Raw genomic sequence first — 22,001 nt, 5'->3', positions numbered from 1 at the left:
CTCTCGCGGAACGTAAGCCCAACTACCATCGGCGCTAAAGAGCTTAACTTCTGTGTTCGGCATGGGAACAGGTGTGACCTCTTTGCTATCGCCACCAGACAATGTTGTTTCGTTTTTGTCTTACCTTATATATTATAAAGAACTCGACAAGGCTTTTCAATAGTAAATTTTACACCTTATTAACTTTCTTTACAAACATCTCGAATTGATATGCGCCTTGTTTTCAGCGACCTTTATATAATACCTAATTTCCATCCTTTCGTCAACACTTTCAATCAAATTATTATAACTTTTTTTACAAAAGCTTTCATATCAGCATTTTGAGTTATTATTTTTAAAACAAAAAAAAGCGTGGTCAGCTTAATACTGAACCACACCTTTTTATTAAACATTATTTTTGTCTCATATATGGGAACAATAAAACATCTCTTATAGATGCAGAATTTGTTAATAACATAACAAGACGATCAATACCAATACCTAGTCCACCTGTAGGAGGCATACCATATTCTAAAGCTTCTATGAAATCATCATCCATTTCGTGAGCTTCATCATTACCTTGATCTTTTTCTTTCATTTGAGCTTCAAATCTTTCACGTTGATCAATAGGATCATTTAATTCAGTAAATGCATTAGCGTGCTCTCTTCCTACAATAAATAATTCAAAACGATCAGTGAATCTTGGATCTTCAGGATTTTTCTTAGCTAATGGTGAGATCTCAATAGGATGTCCATAAATAAATGTAGGTTGTATTAATTTTTCTTCTACTCTTTGTTCAAAGAATTCATTAAGGATATGACCATATGTCATACGACCTTCCACTTCAATATTATGTTCTTTAGCAAGTGCATGTGCTTCTTCATCAGACTTAACTTCATAGAAATCGACGCCTGTATATTCTTTTACTGCGTCAACCATATGCCATCTTCTCCATTTTGGAGCTAAATCAATCGATTCTTCTCCGTATTGAACAGTAGTTGATCCTAATACTTTTTCAGCGATAGAAGCTACCATTGATTCAGTAAGGTCCATAATATCATTGTAATCTGCATATGCTTCGTATAATTCAATCATAGTAAACTCAGGATTATGTCTTGTAGATACACCTTCATTACGGAATACTCTACCAATTTCATATACTTTCTCTAAGCCACCAACAATTAATCGTTTCAAGTGCAATTCAATAGCAATTCTCATGTATAAAGTCGCATCTAGAGCGTTGTGATGTGTTACGAAAGGTCGTGCTGAAGCGCCACCAGCTATTTGGTGCATCATTGGTGTTTCTACTTCTAAGAATCCTTTAGTGTTTAAGTAATTTCTCATTTCTTGAATGATTTGACTTCTTGTAATGAATGTTTTAGTTGATTCTTCACTAGTAATTAAATCTAAATAACGTTGGCGATAACGTTGCTCTATATCTTGTAAACCATGATATTTATCTGGTAAAGGGCGTAAAGACTTAGTTAAAACAGTGAATTCTTTTGCTTTAACAGACAGTTCTCCAGTGTTTGTTTTGAACATCACACCTTTTACACCTACTATATCTCCTAAATCTGCATGATTCCAAATTTCAAATTGATCATCACCTATTTGGTCTTTACGAACATAAATTTGAATTTGACCAGTAATATCTTTAACATGAGCAAATCCGGCTTTACCTTTACCTCTTTTAGTCATTAAACGACCTGCTATAGCTACTGCTGAGTCTTCTTCTTTATCGTGAAGCTCTTCTTTACTAAACTGATCCCATTCTTCGTGTAAAGTTACTGAATCACCGCTTCTAACAAATTTCTCGCCAAATGGATCGATTCCTAAATCTCTTAACTCTTGTAATTTTTCTCTACGAACCAACATTTGGTCATTCATTTCTTCTGACATGATATTCCACTCCTTATTTAAATTGCACTTAGTTCTACTTATTCTTTCATTACTTTCAAAAATCGTTCAAGAACATCTACTAATTCATCTCTTGTTTCTGTTTGTTTAATTGCTTTTCACACATTTTAACTTTCCTCATTCTTATACTTTACTACTCGTTCGTCGTTTAGCAATAGTTCCCATATATATTTCTTGGAAATTGGTTCAACAACATTTGAGGCGATATCGTTAAGTGGTACCATTACAAATGCTCTCTCTGTCATTCTTGGATGTGGTACTTCTAGGTCTGGTGATTGAATAACGGATTGATCATATAATAAAATGTCTATATCAATTGTACGAGGCCCCCATCTTTCTACTCTAACTCGATGGAGCTGTTGCTCAACCATCATACAAACTTTTAATAACTCTGATGATTCCAATTCAGTTGAGATTTCAATACACATGTTCAAAAAATCAGGTTGTTCTGTGTATCCTACTGGTTTTGTTTCGTATATCGGGGATTTCTGGATAACTTCAATACCATTAACTTCATTAAGCAATTTAATCGCTTCTTCTAATTGAAGTTCTCTATCTCCCATATTACTTCCTAAACCTAAATATGCGGTGTGCATTTATCTCTTCCTCACTATCTCAATACCTACACCTTCATAATGACCAGGTATCGGCGGATTATTTTTAGTAATCTTAACTTTGGTTTCCAATACTCGATTATAGTGCGAAAAGACTTGTTTTGCAATATGTTCTGCGAGATGTTCAATTAATTGTACAGGTTTACCTTCCATAATTTCTTTAACTAATTCAAACACTTCTCCGTAATGAACAGTCTTTTCAAGGTCGTCAGTTTCACCAGCTTCGGATAAATCTAAAAATAGTTCTAAGTCCACTAAAAATATTTGTCCTAATTCATTTTCCGCTTCGAACGCGCCATGATATCCATAAAAAGACATACCTTTTAATATAATTCTATCCATTAATTTGAATCTCCTTTAAAGTATCAATCGTCTGGGCAATTCTTTTGTTCATTTGTACATTATGTACTCTAACTGCATGTACCCCTTTTTCAATACCATATGCAGTTGTTGCTGCTGTACCTTCATCACGCTCGTCAACACTACTATTGCCACCTAATAAATCATTAATTAATCTTTTACGACTTGTCGCAAGTAATACATTATATCCTGTAGCAACTAATTCATCTAAACGGGACATAACGATACGTTCTTCTTCTCTAGTTTTCGCAAACCCTATCCCTGGATCTAACCATATATTTTTTCCATGGATACCAGCAATTTCAGCTTGATTTGCTTGTTTTAATAATGAAAGTAATAGTTCTTCCATAACAGGTTGTTCTCTTTTTCCATCACCATTATGCATAAGTACAATTTCAGCATTGTATTCAGCTACAACATTTAAAATTTCAGGGTCATATAAACCGGCCCACTGATCATTTATCATTGTTACGCCTCTCTTCAATGACTCTTCAGCAACTTTACTTCTATATGTATCCACTGAAAGTTGAACATCTAAGTCACTTAGCGCTTCTATAACCGGAATTACTCTGTTGAGTTCTTCTTCTAAACTTACTTCTGTATACCCAGGTCTAGTAGATACACCACCAATATCTATAATATCAGCACCCTCTGAAATGAGTTTTTCTGCGTGTTCTCTCGCCTTTTTAACACTATTATACGAACCACCATCTGAAAATGAATCTGGGGTAACGTTCAAAATACCCATGATTTTTGTGTTATTCAAAATAGTCTTCCTTCCTTTTTCTTAGATAATACTTATTATAACAAATTTAAAAAATCACGCCTAAATGAAATAACTTATATAAGTTATTTCATTACAGACGTGATACTTAATACTTATGCTTTATTCTAAATCATTAGTCTTCAAAAGCATATAAAGGTGTAGATAAGTAACGTTCACCATTACTTGGTAATACTGTTACAACTGTTTTACCTTTACCTAAATCTTTAGCTTTTTTCAATGCTGCTACAATTGCAGCTCCTGAAGAAATACCGCCAAGAATTCCTTCTTCTTTAGCAACTTTTCTAGACATTTCCATTGCTTCTTCGTTTCCAACTTTTATAACATCGTCATAAACGTCAGTATTTAAAGTGTCAGGTACGAATCCAGCACCTAAACCTTGTAGTTTATGAGGTCCAGGGTTTCCACCACTTAAGATTGCTGAAGCTTCTGGCTCAATTGCTACAATTTGTATTTCAGGGTATTTTTCTTTCAGTACTTTACCAGCTCCTGATAAAGTTCCTCCAGTACCAACTCCTGCTAAGAAAGCATCAACTTGAACGCCTTCAAATTGTTCTACAATTTCAGGACCAGTAGTTAACTCATGGACTTTAGGATTTGCTGGGTTCTCAAATTGTTGTGGTTCAAAGTAACCTTTTTCGTCTTTAAGTTCTTTAGCTTTTTTAATTGCACCCTTCATACCTTCTGCTCCAGGTGTTAATACTAATTCAGCACCGTAAGCTTTTAATAATGCACGACGTTCGCTACTCATTGTATCTGGCATAACAAACACTGCTTTATAACCTTTAGCAGCTGCAACCATTGCTAAACCTATACCCGTATTACCTGATGTAGGTTCAATAATAGTGTCACCTGGTTTGATTTTTCCTTCTTTTTCAGCAGCTTCTATCATAGCTAAACCAATTCTATCTTTAACCGAACTACCTGGGTTTTGATATTCTAATTTAACGTAAACATCTGCTGAACCATCTTCAACGACATTGTTTAATTTAACTACAGGCGTATCACCTATTAATTCTACAATATTATTTACTCTTTTAGCCATTTATACTTCACTCCTAAACAGTATTTTATACCTTAGTTCATTTATCGGATATATTAATTATAACAAACCTTCATATAAAGTGAAAGTATTTACTAGATTAAAGTGCATTTTTAAGTGCGATTAAATCATCTTCGCTATATTGATATTTCGTTCTACAGAAATGACATTCTGCTTCTGCTCCGTGGTCTTCTTCTATCATTGCATCTATTTCAGCTTCACCAAGACCTTTAATAGCATTTAAAAATTTCTCGCTTGAACAATTACATTTAAAATCTACATCCATATTATCAATAAATCTTGTGTTTTCTTTTCCTAATACTGTTTCAATTATTTCTTCTGGTGATAAGCCTCTATCTATTAATTTAGATACTGGTTCCATTTGATTTATTTTTTCTTCAATTGCTGAAACCGTTTCTTCAGATGCTCCAGGCATTAGTTGAATAATAAATCCACCAGCAGCTTTAATAGAATTGTCTGGATTAACTAGTACTCCAAGACCAACTGCTGAGGGAACTTGTTCACTTGTAACAAAGTAGTAAGTAAAGTCTTCACCTAATTCTCCAGAGACAATTGGAGTAGAGCCAGTAAAGTAGTCTTTTAATCCAATATCTTTAACGACATTTAGCATACCTTCTGTTCCAACTGCACGTCTCACATCCAATTTTCCTTGTTCATTTAACGGGAAATGCGTTTGTGGATTTTGAACATATCCTCTTACTTCACCTTTACCATTGGCATCGACCATAATTTTACCAATTGGTCCACCACCATCAATAGTTATTGTTAATTTTTCTTCATTTTTCAACATTGAACCCATCATTACGCCCGCTGTCATTGATCTACCTAATGCAGCAGAAGCTGTTGGCCAAGTATAATGGCGAGTTTGTGCCTCTTGTACGGTATTTGTTGTTTTTACAGCAAAAGCTCTAACTTCATCATTAAAAGCTAAGCCTCTTACTAAATAATCTTGTGTCATATTTATACTCCTTCTTTAAAAAAAGCCCCTCTCAATCAATGCATTGAAAGGGACTTTGTGAAATTATTCTTTACGATCTGTCGGCTTATTGTCACCTAGGTCATCAATATTTGGCTTTTCTTCGTGAGCAGGCTCATCTGAGTTGTCATCTGAATCTGTATCTTCATTTGTTTCTTCATGAGATACTTCATCTTTAACTTCATCATAAGATTTACCAACTTCTTTGTCTTCAATATCTAATGTACCTTCTTGTTTTGTTAAGTCACCTTCATATTTGTCTTCATCTGAATCATTTTTTTGCTCAAGATGAGAATCATCATATTTAACTTCTGGTAACTTACCTTCTTTGAATAATGATTGAATTTGTTCAGCCACTAATGTTTCTTCAACTAATAAAGTTTTAGCGATTAATTCTAATTGTGATTTGTGTTCAGTTAGAATTTGTTTACAACGTTCGTATTGTTCTTTAATAATACGTTGTATTTCTGAATCAATTTCATACGCAATTTGATCTGAATAATTTGGTTCAGATTGCATATCTTTACCTAAGAATACTTGTCCACTATCAGAGCTACCAAATTGTAATGGGCCAATTTTTTTACTCATACCATATTCAGTAACCATTTTACGTGCAATACCAGTTGCACGTTGGAAGTCGTTATGCGCACCAGTTGATGCTTCTCCAAAGTTAATTTCTTCAGATACACGGCCACCAAGTAAACCAACGATTTTATCTAAGAGTTCTGGTTCAGTCATAAAGTAACGATCTTCTTTAGGAAGCATCATAGCATAACCGCCAGCTTGGCCACGTGGCACAATTGTAACTTTATGAACCATTTCAGCTTCATCTAGTACACAACCGATAATCGTATGACCAGCTTCATGGTAAGCAACAATATTTTTTTCTTTTTCAGAAATCATTCTTGTTTTCTTAGCTGGACCTGCAATAACTCTATCTGTTGCTTCTTCTATATCTCTCATGTCAATTTTAGTTTTATCAGAACGAGCTGCTACTAATGAAGCTTCGTTTAATAAGTTTTCTAAATCTGCACCAGAGAACCCTGGTGTTCTTTGAGATATTGCTTTTAAGTCTACTGTTTCATCTAATGGTTTATTACGAGCATGCACTTTAAGTACTGCCTCACGTCCTCTAACATCTGGACGTCCCACTTGAATTTGTCTATCGAAACGACCTGGACGTAATAACGCTGGGTCTAAAATGTCAGGACGGTTTGTTGCAGCAATCATAATGATTCCTTCATTTTCACCGAATCCATCCATTTCTACTAATAATTGGTTCAGCGTTTGTTCACGTTCGTCGTGACCACCGCCAACACCAGCTCCACGTTGACGACCAACTGCATCAATTTCATCAATAAAGATGATACATGGGGCATTTTTCTTAGCATTTTCAAACAAGTCACGTACACGACTTGCACCGACACCAACGAACATCTCAACGAAGTCAGAACCACTTATTGAGAAGAATGGTGTTCCAGCTTCACCCGCTACTGCTCTAGCAAGTAATGTTTTACCTGTACCTGGAGGACCAACAAGTAAAACACCTTTTGGAATTCGTGCACCCATTTTTTTGAATTTACGATTATCTTTAAGGAAATCGACAATTTCTACTAATTCTTGTTTCTCTTCATCAGCACCTGCTACATCAGTGAATCTAACACGTTTCTTCTGGTTATCATAAAGTTTAGCTTTTGATTTACCAAAGTTCATTACTCGGCCGCCGCCACCGCCGCCGCCTTGCATTTGGCTTAAGAAGAATATGAATAAAAATGCAATAATTAAAACAGGTATAAGTGTTGTTAATACACTAACAAAGACACTTTGTTTTTCTTCTTCTTTAACATTAAATTTTAAATCATCTTGTTTTTCGGCAGTATCAGTAATTTTTTTCAAATCATCTTGGTTGTTAAACAAAACTGAAGATGTATATGTTTCATCTTTACCATCTTTTAATTCGCCGCTAACCATATACACATTCTGTTCAGGTTGTATAGTTAACGTTTTTAAATCGCCTTTTTCAAGCTTCGTCATAAACTCATTATATGTAAGCTGTTTTGGTGATTGTCCATTGCCATTAATGAACTGAAAAACACCAAAAAGGACGATAGCTAAAAGCGCGATCATTAATATATTTCGAAAAGCTTTTTGCATTCAATTTGTCCTCCTACTCAATTAATAAAACTAACAAAAATTTTACCATATTTGTAATTTCTTACGCTAGTAATTAACCTTAACGATATACATCATTGATATATTTCAGGTTTAAGCGTTCCAATATAAGGTAAGTTACGATATCTCTCTGCAAAATCAAGTCCGTATCCTACTACAAATTCATCAGGAATTTTTTCTCCAACATATTTAGCTTCAATATCCACTTTACGCTTCATCGGTTTATCTAGCAATGTTACAATCTCAATAGAATTAACATTTCTATATTTTAATAAATCGACTATTGAATTTAATGTCGTACCAGTTTCTAGAATATCTTCAATGATGATGACATCTCTATTTTCTACTGAAGTACTCAAATCTTTTAATATTTTTACTTCTCCCGTTGATTCAGTACCTCCATGATAACTAGATACATCCATAAAATCTAATTCTACATGTGTATCAATGCATTTTATTAAGTCAGCCATAAACATGATTGAACCTTTTAAAATACCTATACATATAGGTGTCTTTCCATTATAATCTTCAGTGATTTGCTTTCCTAATGTTTTGCATCTTTCTTGAATCTGTTCCTCTGATAAAACAACAGACTTAATCGAATCATTCATTAAAGTCATCTCCAATATAAGTAATAGTTAATGCGTTTTTAAAGTTAGAATCCATCCAAAAGTCACCAATTGCAATAATATCATCACCATATAAAATAATCGGACAATTGTTTCTCTTATGTATGTCAATCTTATGATCAATCATGATTCTATTAACTTTTTTGTGATGTTTATTTCCCCGGTTATAATACTGAACACGATCTCCAGACAGTCTCTTTCTTATAAATAAAGGCGATGCTATGTCGTTCGCTTCAATTAACCAATTCCCAAATACATATTGCTCGTTACGATTTATAAATTTAGAATTTACATTGAACTCAATATCTTCACATAGTAATAATTTATCATATGCTACTATAAACTGCCAATCATCAGATATATGAAATATAGATTGTTTTTCAAAATTCTCAAATATACCTATCCATTCTTTGTATGCTTTAACACTGAAACGTTGTTGTACATATGATTCTAACAATTGATCTAACACTTCTATCTTAACTAAGTGATTCAAACGATTAAATGCGTTTCTGTTAATCGCAACTTTATTTAGCTGCTGAACTTCAGTACTTATAAATAACTTAGCTTGCTCAACTATTAAACTTCTTGCATCATTCATCCATTGATTTAAATCGAGTAAATGGTCTGTTGACAACTCTTCACGTTGTTGAATAACAGGCAAGATTTTGTTGCGTATATAATTGCGTGTATATTTAGTGTCTTTATTAGAAGCATCTTCAAAATAACGGAATGCAAATTCTTCATGATATTTAACTAATGATGATTTAGGTAAATTTAAAAATGGTCTACATATGATGTAATCTTTTCTTTCTTGAACTTGCTCAATTCCTAAAGAGGCACGACCAATTCTTCCAGTAAACAATCGATAAGTAATTGTTTCTTTTTGGTCGTCTAAGTGATGTGCGGTCAACAACACATCGCTCTGAGTTTTTTTCATCATTTCATCAAACCACTCATATCTCATTTTTCTAGATACATCTTGAATGCTTTTCTCACGATTTACAACTTCGCTTAAATCTAAAGTTTTAATATATATTTCAATATCCTGTTCTTTACAAAAACGTTCAATAAATGCTGCTTCTTCTTTCGATGCTTCTCTTAAACCATGATTAACATGAAAACAAATTAAATTATGATATGTGTGCTTATAAGTCGTATTTAACATGTGTAATAGTGACATACTATCTATTCCTGTTGAAACAGCCAATGCTAAATTATCATTTTTATTCCAAGTTATATCGAGCATTGTTACACACCTCAATTTCAAAAATTCACTTGATCTTTTCAAAATAAAAAGAGGCTCAACTAATTAGCCTCTTTTTATTATAATTAATTATCGTTTTGCACCTTTACCACCGCGACGTGATTCAGTTTGTCTTTTAATAGACGTCAACTTATCTTCACTATCTTTCAAAAAGTTTGATAATTTCTTCTCAAAGTCTTCAGGCTTTGGTTCTTTCTTAGGCGCTTGACGCTTTGGACGTTCTTTAGCCTTTTTAATTGATAAACTTATTTTACCATCATCAGCCACTGTTAATACTTTTACTTCTACTTCGTCGCCTACAGTTAAATGGTCATTCACGTTCTCGACGTAGTTATCAGCCACTTCACTGATATGCACAAGGCCACTTTTACCTTCAGGTAATTCTACAAATGCACCAAAATTCTTAATACCTGTAACTTTCCCTTTGACTTTATTGCCTACTTCAATTGACATATTATTACTGTATCCTCCTGATATAATTTCACTTTAACCTTATTATATGCTTCTATACAAAATTATACAACGTCATATATAGATTATTTGTCTTTTTCCGATTGTTTTTTTTCATCTGGTAATTTAAATATTATTTCGCCATCATTACTTAAGAAATATTCACTTCTTGCAAGCTTCTCAATATACTCTTTATCATTAAGGCGTTTAATTTGTTCTTTAAGTTCTATTTCCTTATCCTGTAACTTTTCATAAGTTACAGCTTTATCTTTACGTTCTTGCACTAATTCATCATTACGATTTTTTTGAAGGACTAACATAATAACCATAACAAGAATAATTAACAATAACACTCCACCAAATAAGGTCAGTCTCTTTCGTACCACTTGGCGCGTTTTATTGACAGTCTTCTTCTTTTTATTTTGTGACTGCGTAAATTCATTGTCTAGATTTTTAATTTTTTGCGCCATATACGTACCTCCTTATTTATATAGAATCTTGTATTTTTTCTTCTTTGATTACTTCAAACATCGTCTTAGCATTTTCCTTATTTGCATGTTCTGACAATCCTGTTACTTTAACTACAATAATCCTGTTTCCAAGTCGAATTTCTAATTCGTCTTCTACACTTACAGTTGTCCCTGCTTTAGCAGTCTGACCATTCACTTTAACTCTACCTTGGTCACTGACTTCTTTTGCAAGTGTACGACGTTTAATTAATCGAGATACTTTTAAATACTTATCTAATCTCAAATTGTTAAGTCTCCTTTATTTATAAATTCTTTTAGTTCATCTTCACTAAGACCCTCTAATTTGGTTTTATCATACAACTTCAAAAAGTAATCAGCAAATATTTTTTCTAATTTTTCTCGTTTCACTTTACCTTCTTTTAACTTTTCGCTTTGCCAAATTTGATTAAGATCTTCGATATTCTTTGCTTCTTTATCCCCAAAAACATGAGGATGTCTACGAATCATTTTACTAGTGAGTTCTTGTACAACTTCTCTAACGTCAAAGTAGCCTTCTTTTTTACCAATAGAAGCGTGTAACATGACTTGCAGTAAAACATCTCCGAGTTCTTCTATAATGTGATCAATGTCTTCTTCGTCAATTGCTTCAATCAATTCAAATGATTCTTCAATTATATAACGTTTTAACGTTTCATGTGTTTGTACTTTATCCCACGGACAACCATCTTCAGATACAAGTGTATCGATAGTTTGTTCTAAATATTGGAAGTCTTTGTACATTTGTTGTTGTTCTGAAATCTTTGGCACAAATAAACTCGTTAAGTTAGATAGTTCAGCGTGATGATCCATTTCATATAAAGGACAAGTTATAACATCCGCCACACCAAGTCTAGCATTAGATACTAACTTCACTGGATGTTCATCAGGATATCTTTCCATTAAAGTGACTTTAATATCAGAAGCCACAAGTTGGTCGTAAACTTGCGTAATAATCGTATTTGTTCTCACATTCAATGTAGTATCTTCCAAATTAGTTCCATCTAATAAAGTAAAGCCATCGTTTGGATCGATATTAACAGCTCTAAACATATCATCTAAAAAGCTTTTACCACCAAGAATTTTAACATTCGGATATCTTTCTATAAGAAGTTGAGTTGTTGTTTCTGCCACCATAGGATCACCTGGTACGGCATAAATAACATCTTCAGTGTCAGCTTTTTTAATTAAAGTGTCCACAATTTCTTCATATACAGTTATAAAATCTGCATGTTTTTCATAAACACTATCAAAACCTTGCCACTTTAAATCACTTAATTCTTTTATTACTGGATGTTCCAGTGTTCTTGCATATACTGTGTCAGCAGACTGAAGCTTGCGATAAACACCCATAGGCAATTCTTCAATACTATAATTACCTAAGCCAACAACTATAATTTGTTGCGCCATGATTTAATTACTCCTTTATTATTTTATCCATTAAAGGTAAATGTTTCCATTCATCTTTTATTAATATTTTCATTTTTATTATACCTATTATGACTACTGTTACGCCAACAATACCCGCCAAAATCATTAAAAGTAGACTCGTTAATCTTGATGTTGTATGTATCAGTAATATCGTTTGCACAATTACTGACATAATTATTAAAAGAGATATGACTTTAAATATAAATAATCCCATACTTTGGAATCGATAAAGTTTCATTACAAACACATGCAAGACTAACGTGTATATCGCTAACGAAAGCACCGTCGACAAACTTGCACCCAATATACCAAAATTCAAGACAAAGATATAATTGCCAATTATTTTCGAAATAAGGCCAATTAATAGCGCTGAAAATAATACGCCTCTTTTTAGCTTCACTTGTAGTAAAGCAGTATACATAATAATAAAAGTAACAAATACAACAGCAAGCATAAAGACACTTAGTGTCCCTATCAATTCATTTGTTTTAAAGAACACTGTATTAAGTAATGGTAATAAATTTATTAAACCAATAGCTGCAGCCATACTAAACAACACAGTTATTTTTAAAGAAGTATTAGCATATTCATTTACAAGCTTATTGTTTTTCTTTTGCAGTTGATCCGTTAATAACGGAATTAGAACAAAGCTAAAAGTTGTCGTGATTATTAGCCCCATCTGTATAAGAGAAGCACCTCTATCAAAAATACCTTTTACTTTTATACTTTCATGAAAAGTATATCCCTTGTCTTGAAGTAAATTGACGAGCGTAAATGAATCAACAATTTGCCACAAAATAAGTATTAAATAAGAAATTGCATACAAAATAGTCATAGTTATGATATTTTTAGTATCTTTCATCTTTATTTCCCAGGAAAACTGTAATTTTGGTTTTCTTTTAAACAAGAAATATATAACAACACAAATTAGTCCTAAGACAGATCCAGCAATAGCTAACGTACCAGCTTGATAAATAGATATATCCATCGTTATAAAGATGATGATTGCAATTAGTATGACACCAACTCTTAGCACTTGATCAATTACTTGAGATACTGCTATATAATTCATATTATGCTTCATTTGATAATATCCACGAACCATCGAAATAAAAACGAGTGGTAACATTGCTAAACTTGCCATTCGAATCATAGGAGCTAAGTTCGAATCACCCATCAATTCGCTTATAAGCTGTGCACTAAGAAATATGCCAACACCGATGACCATGCAAATAATTTGCATGAACCAGAACATCCCAACTATTTCATTATAGTTTCGTTTAATCATCCAACCACTCATTACACTTGGTAAGGCGTTTAAACTAACTACACTCACTATCGCAACTAGAGGGTATACTTGTTGATAAGCATACAATCCTTCGTCACCTAAAATGTTTTGATAAGGTACTCTATAAATTGCACTTAATATTTTTACTATTATCATTGTACCTGTTAACAGTAATACACTATTAAAAATAGGTTTAGATTGTGTCATCATCTACCAAACTTTCATTTATCACTTTAGTTAAGAATTTCAAATCATCTAACCATTGCTTCGTTTTTTGCAATTTAAATACCATTTGATTGTCTGCAACTGCTATTTTAAGCTTTCTACCTAGAGGTTCTGTCACTTTGAATAACACATCCCCTTTTAAATGGTTTGTAGTATATTCAGATGCAGTCAATTGTATTACTTTAACCACTTCTTTAATTTCTGTAATACCGAAGTGAATACCATTCAACCTAATTTCAACTACGTCTAAAAGTCGTTTCACTTCTATAGGATATTCGCCAAAACGATCTAATAATTCATCTTGTATATCTTCTAGCTGAGCTTGTGTAGAAATTGATCTTAACTTTTTATACATTTCAATTTTAGCTTGTTCATTCTTAATATATTCAGCCGGAATATAAGCGTCTATTTTAATATCGACTTCTAATTGCGGCACTTCAGATTCAGGTTCAATACCTCGTTTCACATTAACCGCTTCTTCTAACATTTGAGAATACAGATCATAACCTACAGAATCTATAAATCCATGTTGCTGACTTCCTAAAAGATTACCTGCACCACGAATATTCAAATCACGCATTGCAATTTTAAACCCTGAACCTAATTCAGTAAATTCTTTAATTGCTTGTAGTCTTTGTTCTGCAACTTCTGTTAATACTTTATTTTGTTCATGTAAAAAGTACGCATATCCTATTCGACTTGAACGACCAACTCTTCCTCGCAATTGATACAGCTGACTTAAACCAAATCTATTAGCATCTTCAATAATTAATGTATTAGCATTTGGTACATCAACACCTGTTTCAATGATCGTCGTTGTGACAAGAATATCATATTCGCCATCTACAAAGTTTAGCATCGTTTCTTCTAATTCACGCTCAGACATTTGTCCATGTGCAACACCAATTCTTGCATTTGGCATTAACATAGATAATTGTTCGCTTTTTTGATAGATAGACTGCACTCTGTTATATAAGTAGAATGCTTGACCACCTCGTGAAAGTTCTCGCTCAAGCGCTTCTTTAACAAAGCTCATATTTTGTTCTAGAACATATGTCTGAACGGGAAATCTATTTTCGGGTGGCGTTTCAATAACTGATAAATCCCTTACGCCTAATAAACTCATATGCAGTGTTCTTGGTATAGGCGTTGCAGTTAAAGTAAGTACATCTACGTTTGTTTTTAATGCTTTTATACGTTCTTTATGTTTTACACCAAATCTTTGCTCTTCATCTACTACTAATAACCCTAAATCTTTATATTCCACATCTTTACTTAGTAATTTATGTGTTCCAACAACAATATCTACAAATCCTGATTTAATGCCTGCTTTCGTTTCTTTTACTTGTTTCGGCGTTCTAAATCTACTCATCATTTGTATTTCAACTGGATATTCTTGCATACGTTCTCTAAAGGTTTCAAAATGTTGCTGTGCAAGGATAGTTGTAGGCACTAAAATAGCAACTTGCTTTCCTTCCATGACAGCTTTAAAAGCCGCTCTTATGGCCACTTCAGTCTTACCATAACCTACATCACCGCATAATAACCTATCCATTGGTCTTCTTTTTTCCATATCTTCTTTGATTTCTTCTAAAGAAGTGACTTGGTCAGGCGTAGGTTCATATGGGAAGTCCATTTCAAATGTCATTTGTTCTTCAGTATCTGGCCCAAATTGATATCCTTCAACTTGTTCACGTTCTTGATATAGCTTTAATAATTCATCTGCAATATCTTCAACATTTTTTTGTACTTTCGCTTTTGTTTTTTTCCACTCAGTACCACCAAGTTTATTAACTTTCGGTTCTTTATCATCTGAACCTACGAATTTCTGTACATCATTCATTTGATCTACAGGTACAAACAATTGGTCTGTGCCTTTATATTGAATTTTAATATAGTCTTTGTGTATACCTGAAACCTCTAAAGTTTCAACACCTAAATATTTACCGACACCATGATGAACATGTACAACATAATCACCGACATTAAGCTCTTGGTAAGATTTTATTTTTTCTGCATTAGATAATTTTTGTCTTCTCTTAGATTGTTTACGTTCGCGAGCTTTGAACAATTCTTTTTCAGTGACTACCACCAAATTCATATAAGGTAGTTCAAATCCTTCTGATAAAGCACCGTCAGTTACAACAGCTTGTCCTGTTTGACCTACTTCTGTAACTCTATCGATTACTGTTGGTATGTTCATATCAGTCAGCATACTTTGAATTTTAGACTTCCTCGTTTCAGATTCAGCCAACAATACAACAGTAAACCCTTGCTTCATAAATCGATCAAATTCAGATTGCATAATATCATACTGTCCATAAAATCTTTGTACTGGTTTACACGAAAATTTAACCATCTCTTCAATTTCTACTGGCATACTTGCCGTAAATAATGTGAAATAGGCAACTTTATGTTGATTTAACAAATCAGTAAATGCATTTTCAGAAATAAAACGTTGACCTACAAATCCTTGGCCAGATTCAATAAGCGATTGCGTAAACTCTTCAATTTCAACATCTAGAGATTTCTCAGTTTCTTTAATTCGATTATATTCATCTACAACAATGCGTGCATCATCAGCTAAATAATCCGTTAAAGTTGTTATCTCATCATACATAAATGCAATAACACGTCTTAAAATTTGATGATCTTTCAATTCATCACTTTGCATCAATATATTTTGATACGTATCTTTTAAGTCAGGACGTATTTCAGTAGGTAATTTTTGACGGGTTGTTTCATAAGATTCTTCCATTCGTTCAGACAATCGATTGATTTGTTCACTAGTGAAGATATAATCACTTGCAGTCGTAATTTCTACTTGTTCTATATTATCTAAAGAACGTTGTGTTTCTACATCGAACAGTCTCATACCATCTACTTCTGTATCAAACAATTCAATACGAACTGGATCCCCAGTTACAGGATAAATATCAATTAAACCACCACGAATAGAAAACTCACCGATTGCAGAAACCAATGTCTGCCTCTTATAACCCATATCTACGAGTTGTTTGGCCCACTCATCTAAATCGATCTCATCGCCAATTTTAATTGATTTATAATGTTCATTCCAAATATTTTTTGGCGTTAATTGTTTTTTCAGTCCATTAATGGGTACGATAAATAACCCTTTCTTGTCTTGTGCAAGCTGGGTTAATGTTCTAATTCTTTCACTCATTAAGTCTGGACTTTGTGTAGAAAATGCTTCAATCATAATATCTTGTACAGGGAATTTAAACACTTCTTCTGGAGGTAGTAATTGCAGAATATCTGCTTCTAATTTATCTGCTTGATACAAGTTGTTTGTAACTATTACTAATTGTTTATCACTTTTAAGATATTGTTCTAATATAAGCAATGCCTTACTAGATTGGTTCAATCCTGTAACAAGTATATTTTTTTCTCCAAAAATTTGTTCTAAATCTTGAAAACGTTCATCTGCTTGTATGATTTCATGCATAACATGTTTCATTTTATTTCACCATTATACTGGTTCATTACATTTTGAAAAGTTTCACCTTTAATTAACGCTTCACAAGCATCAGCTGCACGGTCAATTACTTTTTCCATTGTAATCATTTCATCATCAGAAAACTTCTGAAGTACATAACTAGGTACACTCATACCATTAGTAGGGCGATCAATTCCAATTCTTATTCTATTAAATCGATCTGTTCCTAAATGTTGAATTAATGACTTCATACCGTTATGGCCACCAGCACTTCCTTTCTGACGTAATCTCAAATGTCCTTGAGATTGGTCCATATCATCATATAGTACAATTAAATCCTCTATATCTATATTGTAATAATCCATAAGCGGTCTTACCGCCTCACCAGATAAATTCATAAAAGTCATAGGTTCAATAAGCATTACTTTTTCTCCGTTAATTAATCCTATTGTATATGCACCTTTGAATTTTTGTTTATCTATTTGTAATTGATGGCGTTCCACTAGTTCATCAACTACTTCAAATCCTATATTGTGACGCGTACGGTCATATTTTTTTCCGATATTTCCAAGTCCAACAATACATTTCATGTTGTAACCTCCATATTAATACTAAGTATATATTATAGCATTTTTATGATTTATTTCATCTAACTATACTTAAATAAAAAGAAGAGGCTGAGACAATTAATTTGTCTCAGCCTCTCAAGCTATTTAGAAGCTTATTTTTCTTCTTCTTCAGCTTCTTCTTTGTCTGCTTCTTCTTCAGCTACTGCATCTGCTTCTTCAGCTGCAGTTTCTTCAGCGTCTTCATCAGGTTCTTCTGTTGGAGGAACAACTGTTACAACTGCTTCTTCTTTATCGTTTTCGATAGAATATTTTTCAGTTGCATTTAAGTCACCTACTAAGTAGCTATCACCGATACCTAATTCTGTAATATCAACTTCGATATTTTCAGGAATTGCATCTGGAGTTGTTGTTACTTGTAAGTTGAATAATGGTTGTTGAACTACGCCACCTTCAGAAGCACCAGCTGCTTCACCTACTAATAAAACAGGTACATCAACAGTTAATTCTTCTTTCATGTTGATTGCTAAGAAGTCAACATGTGTGATTTGGTTTTTAAGAGAATCATATTGATAATCTGAAACCATAACTTTGATTGATTTAGAACCAACGCCTAATTCGATAACACCGTTACGTCCAACTTCACGAATTGTTTTGATGAATTCAATTTCATCAACTTTAACAGATGTATTTTTAGCACCGTAACCGTATACTACTGCTGGAATAACACCTGAAGCTCTTAATTTACGTAAACTAGAACGAGTTTGTTTACCTTGACGGATAACTGACTTTAATGAAGTCATTATCTTTTCCACCTTTCATACTTGCGCAATATGCGCTCCTACACTCACCCATCAACATTAAATGTTGCTTGTAAGTGGTTATTTAGTCCATTAAAATGAACCGTTTGTTATTATACACGAATATTAAAAATTAATCAAATAGCACACTAACTGATTCTTGTTCATACACACGCACGATAGCTTGCGCTAATAATTCTGCTACAGATAACTCTTTAACATTGGCTGGTTTTCTATCTTCTGGTAACTGTATAGAGTTTGTAACAACTAATTCTTTAATTTGAGAACTTTCGATACGTTCTTTTGCAGGGCCAGATAATACTGGATGAGTACAACATGCGTATACTTCTTTTGCACCTTTTTTAACGAGTGCATCAGCAGCTAAAGTGATTGTTCCAGCTGTATCAATAATATCATCGATAATGATAGCAGTCTTACCATCTATGTCCCCGACGATATTCATCACTTCTGCGACATTTGGTTTTGGACGACGTTTATCAATAATTGCTATAGGTGTTTTAAGACGGTCTGCCATTTTACGAGCTCTTGTTACTCCACCATGATCTGGTGATACAACAACTGTTGTTTCAGGGTCCAAACCTTTTTCTAAGAAGTAGTTGGATAAAATTGGTACGCCCATTAAATGATCAATCGGTATATCAAAGAACCCTTGAATTTGAGGAGCATGTAAATCAAGTGCTATCATTCTACTAGCGCCAGCTTTTTCAATAATGTTTGCCACAAGTTTAGCTGTGATAGGTTCACGACTTCTTGCTTTACGATCTTGTCTAGCGTAACCATAATAAGGCATTACAATATTAATGTTTGCTGCTGATGCACGTTTACAAGCATCAATCATAATTAATAATTCCATCAAGTGTTCATTTACTGGATTTGATGTTGGTTGAATAATAAATACATCACAACCACGAATACTTTCTTCAATATTAATTTGAACCTCACCATCAGCAAATCTCTTAACTGTCGATTTCCCTAATGGAATTCCTACTAGATTTGCAACTTCTTGTGCTAAAGGCTGATTTCCTTCAAGTGAAAATATTTTTAATGAAGAGTTCTTATATTCAGTATTCAACATTTCTGTTCCTCCAATATCATTTTGACTCATTTTTTGACGGCTCCTTTTATTTCGTTTTGTAGTATCCTTGTTTTGTAGTTTGTCTAGCACGACCAAGCGCTAAACTTTCATCAGGCACATCATCTGTAATTGTTGAACCTGCTGCTATGAATGATCCATCTCCAACTTCTACTGGTGCAACTAGATTTGAATTACATCCAATAAACGCATCATCTCCTATAATGGTACGGAATTTATTTACCCCGTCATAATTAACAGTTATTGAGCCACAGCCAATATTTGTTCTTTCGCCTACTTCTGCATCTCCAATATAACTTAAGTGAGAAACTTTGGCGCCATCTTTCAAGACTGCTTTCTTAGTCTCTACGAAGTTACCAATTTTTGTCTCTTTACCTAACTCAGTACCCGGTCTTAATTGTGCAAAAGGTCCGACTGTAGAAAATTCACCTACAACAGAATCTGTAATCACAGATTGCTTAATTGTTGCATTATCTTTAATTGTACTATTTTTGATGTCAGAATTCATTCCAATCGCAACATTTTTTCCTATAATTGTTTTGCCAGCAATTCTTGTACCTGGTTCAACTACTGTGTCTTCACCAATCACAACGTGTTTTCCTATATAAGTTGTAGCAGGATCAACAATTGTCACACCATTTATCATATGTTGTAAATTAATACGTTCTTTCATTTTCTGCTCTGCTTTTGCTAGTTGTACTCTATCATTCACACCCATAATGCCATCTACGTCATCTGTAATGTATGCAGCCACTTTTTCATTTTCTTCTTTTAAGATTCGTATAACGTCTGGTAAATAATATTCACCTTGAGCATTATCATTTTGTACTTTTTCTAAAGTTTCGAATAATTTTTCATTATCAAATGCAAAAATCCCAGAACTAATTTCGTTTACTTCAACTTGCCCTTCTGTAGCATCTTTTTGTTCAACAATTTCTGACACTAAACCAGATTTGTCTCGAATAATCCTACCATAACCAAATGGATTACTCACTTTTGCAGATAATACAGTTGCTACAGCATTTTCATTTTCATGAAATGTTAACAGTGAGCTAATAGTCTCATCACTAATTAATGGTGTGTCACCACAAACGACAATTGTTGTGCCCTTGTTATTTCCCAATATATCTTTAGCAGTTTTAACTGCATGAGCCGTTCCTAATTGTTCTTCTTGATGTACAAACTGAGATGCATGACCAATAGTTTCTTTAACCTTTTCTGCTCCATGTCCAACAACTGTAACTACTGTTTCTACACCAGCATTTTTAACGCTATCAATAACATGTTGAACCATTGCTTCACCAGCTACCGGGTGTAAAACTTTGTAAAGTTTAGATTTCATCCTTGTACCTTTACCAGCAGCTAATATGACTGCATATTTTTGCATTACAAATACCTCCATTTATACACACTTTATTATATTATAATTTAATTCTCATATGACTATCAAGGAAGAGTTATTTTTAAAAGAATAAATTTGTTATAAATAAATCATTTTTTTAAATATTTTATAAAATCGCACAAAAAAACTGCCGGAAAGTCTCATACTTTTCGACAGTTTTTAACATTTCAACAAAACTATATTGTTTTGGATATGTTATTCTTCTTTTTCTTCGTTTTCTTCTTTTTCAGTTTCTGATTCTTCAGTTTCTGATTCTTCAGTTTCTGTTTCAGAATTTTCTTGAGCTGATTTTGGAATTATCACTTCATCAGTTTCATCATAAACTTTCATAACCGCTTCTTGTATTTCTTGTCTCATCTCAGAGTTAATAGGATGCGCAATATCTCTAAACTCCCCGTCAGGTGTACGTTTACTAGGCATAGCAACAAACAGTCCTGAATTTCCCTCAATTACTCTTAAATCGTGAATAACAAAGGCATCGTCTAAAGTAATTGAAACCAACGCCTTCATTCTTCCATCTGTTTGAATTTTTCTCAATCTCACATCTGTTACCTTCATGATTTGTGTGCCCCCTGTTTTGTCTATTTAAAGTAGCAGCATCATATTAATTGAAGTTAGTTATTTTATTTTTGCGATCATTTCAATCTCAACTTTTACATCTTTTGGTAAACGTGCGACTTCCACACAACTTCTAGCAGGCAAATGTTCATTAAAATACTCTCCATAAACGGAATTGATGTCTTGGAAATCATTCATATCTTTTATAAAGATTAATGATTTAACGACACTATCTAATGTAGCGCCACTTTCTTCAAGTACTATTTTTAAATTCTCAAGTACTTGCTTCGTTTGTGCTTTTACATCATCTGATACGACTTCACCTTGCTGATTTAATGGTATTTGACCTGAAGTAAATACTAAACTATCTACTACTACTGCATGGCAATATGGCCCTAATGCTTCTGGAGCGTTTGCTGCGTTAATACTTTTCATGTTGAATATC

The 22,001-nt window shown here is 33.3% G+C and carries 21 protein-coding genes and 1 rRNA gene; all 22 read right to left on the bottom strand.

What is annotated here, in order from left to right; genetic code table 11:
• Window positions 1-99 (bottom strand): 5S ribosomal RNA (gene rrf / locus LQ608_RS11885); the annotation flags it as partial.
• A 292-nt stretch (window positions 100-391) separates the two neighbouring features.
• Window positions 392-1,879 carry a lysine--tRNA ligase gene (gene lysS / locus LQ608_RS11880; RefSeq protein ID WP_239752098.1) on the bottom strand — a complete coding sequence of 496 codons (1,488 nt, stop codon included), beginning with the start codon at window positions 1,877-1,879 and terminating at the stop codon, window positions 392-394.
• A 125-nt stretch (window positions 1,880-2,004) separates the two neighbouring features.
• On the bottom strand, window positions 2,005-2,493 hold the full coding sequence (folK, locus tag LQ608_RS11875) for a 2-amino-4-hydroxy-6-hydroxymethyldihydropteridine diphosphokinase (protein ID WP_239752097.1): 489 nt from the start codon (window positions 2,491-2,493) through the stop codon (window positions 2,005-2,007).
• Window positions 2,494-2,853, bottom strand: coding sequence for a dihydroneopterin aldolase (gene folB, locus LQ608_RS11870; RefSeq protein ID WP_078358361.1), 360 nt, complete (start codon window positions 2,851-2,853; stop codon window positions 2,494-2,496).
• The gene (gene folP, locus LQ608_RS11865; protein ID WP_239752095.1) at window positions 2,846-3,637 is read right to left on the bottom strand and encodes a dihydropteroate synthase; all 792 of its coding nucleotides are present in this window, start codon (window positions 3,635-3,637) and stop codon (window positions 2,846-2,848) included. The genes folB and folP overlap by 8 nt, the downstream gene beginning before the upstream one ends.
• Window positions 3,638-3,770: 133 nt before the next feature.
• Window positions 3,771-4,700: a cysteine synthase A gene (gene cysK / locus LQ608_RS11860; protein ID WP_115337872.1), complete on the bottom strand. Its 930-nt coding sequence runs from the start codon at window positions 4,698-4,700 to the stop codon at window positions 3,771-3,773.
• Window positions 4,701-4,797: 97 nt separating this feature from the next.
• Window positions 4,798-5,676: an Hsp33 family molecular chaperone HslO gene (hslO, locus tag LQ608_RS11855; protein ID WP_239752094.1), complete on the bottom strand. Its 879-nt coding sequence runs from the start codon at window positions 5,674-5,676 to the stop codon at window positions 4,798-4,800.
• 63 nt (window positions 5,677-5,739) lie between these two features.
• Window positions 5,740-7,848 carry an ATP-dependent zinc metalloprotease FtsH gene (gene ftsH / locus LQ608_RS11850; RefSeq protein WP_239752092.1) on the bottom strand — a complete coding sequence of 703 codons (2,109 nt, stop codon included), beginning with the start codon at window positions 7,846-7,848 and terminating at the stop codon, window positions 5,740-5,742.
• A gap of 92 nt (window positions 7,849-7,940) precedes the next feature.
• Window positions 7,941-8,477, bottom strand: coding sequence for a hypoxanthine phosphoribosyltransferase (gene hpt, locus LQ608_RS11845; RefSeq protein ID WP_078358365.1), 537 nt, complete (start codon window positions 8,475-8,477; stop codon window positions 7,941-7,943).
• Window positions 8,470-9,741, bottom strand: a complete 1,272-nt coding sequence (gene tilS, locus LQ608_RS11840) for a tRNA lysidine(34) synthetase TilS (RefSeq protein ID WP_239752090.1) — start codon at window positions 9,739-9,741, stop codon at window positions 8,470-8,472. The genes hpt and tilS overlap by 8 nt, the downstream gene beginning before the upstream one ends.
• 87 nt (window positions 9,742-9,828) lie before the next feature.
• Window positions 9,829-10,212: a S1 domain-containing RNA-binding protein gene (locus LQ608_RS11835; protein ID WP_078358367.1), complete on the bottom strand. Its 384-nt coding sequence runs from the start codon at window positions 10,210-10,212 to the stop codon at window positions 9,829-9,831.
• Between the two features lie 83 nt (window positions 10,213-10,295).
• The gene (locus LQ608_RS11830; RefSeq protein WP_078358368.1) at window positions 10,296-10,679 is read right to left on the bottom strand and encodes an FtsB family cell division protein; all 384 of its coding nucleotides are present in this window, start codon (window positions 10,677-10,679) and stop codon (window positions 10,296-10,298) included.
• A gap of 16 nt (window positions 10,680-10,695) precedes the next feature.
• Window positions 10,696-10,962 (bottom strand): RNA-binding S4 domain-containing protein, encoded by a 267-nt coding sequence (locus LQ608_RS11825; protein ID WP_078358369.1) that lies wholly within the window; start codon window positions 10,960-10,962, stop codon window positions 10,696-10,698.
• Window positions 10,959-12,125 carry a MazG nucleotide pyrophosphohydrolase domain-containing protein gene (locus tag LQ608_RS11820; RefSeq protein WP_239752089.1) on the bottom strand — a complete coding sequence of 389 codons (1,167 nt, stop codon included), beginning with the start codon at window positions 12,123-12,125 and terminating at the stop codon, window positions 10,959-10,961. Before LQ608_RS11820 ends, LQ608_RS11825 begins: the two co-directional genes overlap by 4 nt.
• Before the next feature lie 7 nt (window positions 12,126-12,132).
• Window positions 12,133-13,644, bottom strand: coding sequence for a polysaccharide biosynthesis protein (locus LQ608_RS11815; RefSeq protein WP_239752087.1), 1,512 nt, complete (start codon window positions 13,642-13,644; stop codon window positions 12,133-12,135).
• Window positions 13,628-17,137 (bottom strand): transcription-repair coupling factor, encoded by a 3,510-nt coding sequence (gene mfd, locus LQ608_RS11810; RefSeq protein ID WP_239752085.1) that lies wholly within the window; start codon window positions 17,135-17,137, stop codon window positions 13,628-13,630. Before mfd ends, LQ608_RS11815 begins: the two co-directional genes overlap by 17 nt.
• The gene (gene pth, locus LQ608_RS11805; RefSeq protein ID WP_239752083.1) at window positions 17,134-17,706 is read right to left on the bottom strand and encodes an aminoacyl-tRNA hydrolase; all 573 of its coding nucleotides are present in this window, start codon (window positions 17,704-17,706) and stop codon (window positions 17,134-17,136) included. The genes mfd and pth overlap by 4 nt, the downstream gene beginning before the upstream one ends.
• A gap of 131 nt (window positions 17,707-17,837) precedes the next feature.
• Entirely contained in the window at window positions 17,838-18,485 is a 648-nt protein-coding gene (locus tag LQ608_RS11800; RefSeq protein WP_239752079.1) for a 50S ribosomal protein L25/general stress protein Ctc, read from the bottom strand.
• A gap of 130 nt (window positions 18,486-18,615) precedes the next feature.
• Complete coding sequence (locus LQ608_RS11795; RefSeq protein ID WP_239752100.1) at window positions 18,616-19,578, bottom strand: ribose-phosphate diphosphokinase; 963 nt, start codon at window positions 19,576-19,578, stop codon at window positions 18,616-18,618.
• A 46-nt stretch (window positions 19,579-19,624) separates the two neighbouring features.
• Window positions 19,625-20,983, bottom strand: coding sequence for a bifunctional UDP-N-acetylglucosamine diphosphorylase/glucosamine-1-phosphate N-acetyltransferase GlmU (gene glmU / locus LQ608_RS11790; RefSeq protein WP_239752077.1), 1,359 nt, complete (start codon window positions 20,981-20,983; stop codon window positions 19,625-19,627).
• 210 nt (window positions 20,984-21,193) lie between these two features.
• Window positions 21,194-21,556, bottom strand: coding sequence for a septation regulator SpoVG (gene spoVG, locus LQ608_RS11785; protein ID WP_239752075.1), 363 nt, complete (start codon window positions 21,554-21,556; stop codon window positions 21,194-21,196).
• A gap of 60 nt (window positions 21,557-21,616) precedes the next feature.
• Window positions 21,617-21,991: a RidA family protein gene (locus tag LQ608_RS11780; RefSeq protein ID WP_078358376.1), complete on the bottom strand. Its 375-nt coding sequence runs from the start codon at window positions 21,989-21,991 to the stop codon at window positions 21,617-21,619.
• Window positions 21,992-22,001: the final 10 nt, after the last annotated feature.

It is taken from the genome of Mammaliicoccus sp. H-M34 (assembly GCF_022386495.1).
In the GTDB taxonomy this organism is placed as follows: domain Bacteria; phylum Bacillota; class Bacilli; order Staphylococcales; family Staphylococcaceae; genus Mammaliicoccus; species Mammaliicoccus fleurettii.
This window is presented reverse-complemented; position numbering and strand designations above follow the sequence as displayed.

Coding starts and splice junctions, on each gene's coding strand:
- lysS (WP_239752098.1), bottom strand. CDS start 1,879: ATGTCAGAAGAAATGAATGACCAAATGTTGGTTCGTAGAGAAAAATTA.
- folK (WP_239752097.1), bottom strand. CDS start 2,493: ATGCACACCGCATATTTAGGTTTAGGAAGTAATATGGGAGATAGAGAA.
- folB (WP_078358361.1), bottom strand. CDS start 2,853: ATGGATAGAATTATATTAAAAGGTATGTCTTTTTATGGATATCATGGC.
- cysK (WP_115337872.1), bottom strand. CDS start 4,700: ATGGCTAAAAGAGTAAATAATATTGTAGAATTAATAGGTGATACGCCT.
- hslO (WP_239752094.1), bottom strand. CDS start 5,676: ATGACACAAGATTATTTAGTAAGAGGCTTAGCTTTTAATGATGAAGTT.
- ftsH (WP_239752092.1), bottom strand. CDS start 7,848: ATGCAAAAAGCTTTTCGAAATATATTAATGATCGCGCTTTTAGCTATC.
- hpt (WP_078358365.1), bottom strand. CDS start 8,477: ATGAATGATTCGATTAAGTCTGTTGTTTTATCAGAGGAACAGATTCAA.
- tilS (WP_239752090.1), bottom strand. CDS start 9,741: ATGCTCGATATAACTTGGAATAAAAATGATAATTTAGCATTGGCTGTT.
- LQ608_RS11835 (WP_078358367.1), bottom strand. CDS start 10,212: ATGTCAATTGAAGTAGGCAATAAAGTCAAAGGGAAAGTTACAGGTATT.
- LQ608_RS11830 (WP_078358368.1), bottom strand. CDS start 10,679: ATGGCGCAAAAAATTAAAAATCTAGACAATGAATTTACGCAGTCACAA.
- LQ608_RS11820 (WP_239752089.1), bottom strand. CDS start 12,125: ATGGCGCAACAAATTATAGTTGTTGGCTTAGGTAATTATAGTATTGAA.
- LQ608_RS11815 (WP_239752087.1), bottom strand. CDS start 13,644: ATGATGACACAATCTAAACCTATTTTTAATAGTGTATTACTGTTAACA.
- mfd (WP_239752085.1), bottom strand. CDS start 17,137: ATGAAACATGTTATGCATGAAATCATACAAGCAGATGAACGTTTTCAA.
- pth (WP_239752083.1), bottom strand. CDS start 17,706: ATGAAATGTATTGTTGGACTTGGAAATATCGGAAAAAAATATGACCGT.
- LQ608_RS11800 (WP_239752079.1), bottom strand. CDS start 18,485: ATGACTTCATTAAAGTCAGTTATCCGTCAAGGTAAACAAACTCGTTCT.
- LQ608_RS11795 (WP_239752100.1), bottom strand. CDS start 19,578: ATGTTGAATACTGAATATAAGAACTCTTCATTAAAAATATTTTCACTT.
- glmU (WP_239752077.1), bottom strand. CDS start 20,983: ATGCAAAAATATGCAGTCATATTAGCTGCTGGTAAAGGTACAAGGATG.
- spoVG (WP_239752075.1), bottom strand. CDS start 21,556: ATGAAGGTAACAGATGTGAGATTGAGAAAAATTCAAACAGATGGAAGA.
- LQ608_RS11780 (WP_078358376.1), bottom strand. CDS start 21,991: ATGAAAAGTATTAACGCAGCAAACGCTCCAGAAGCATTAGGGCCATAT.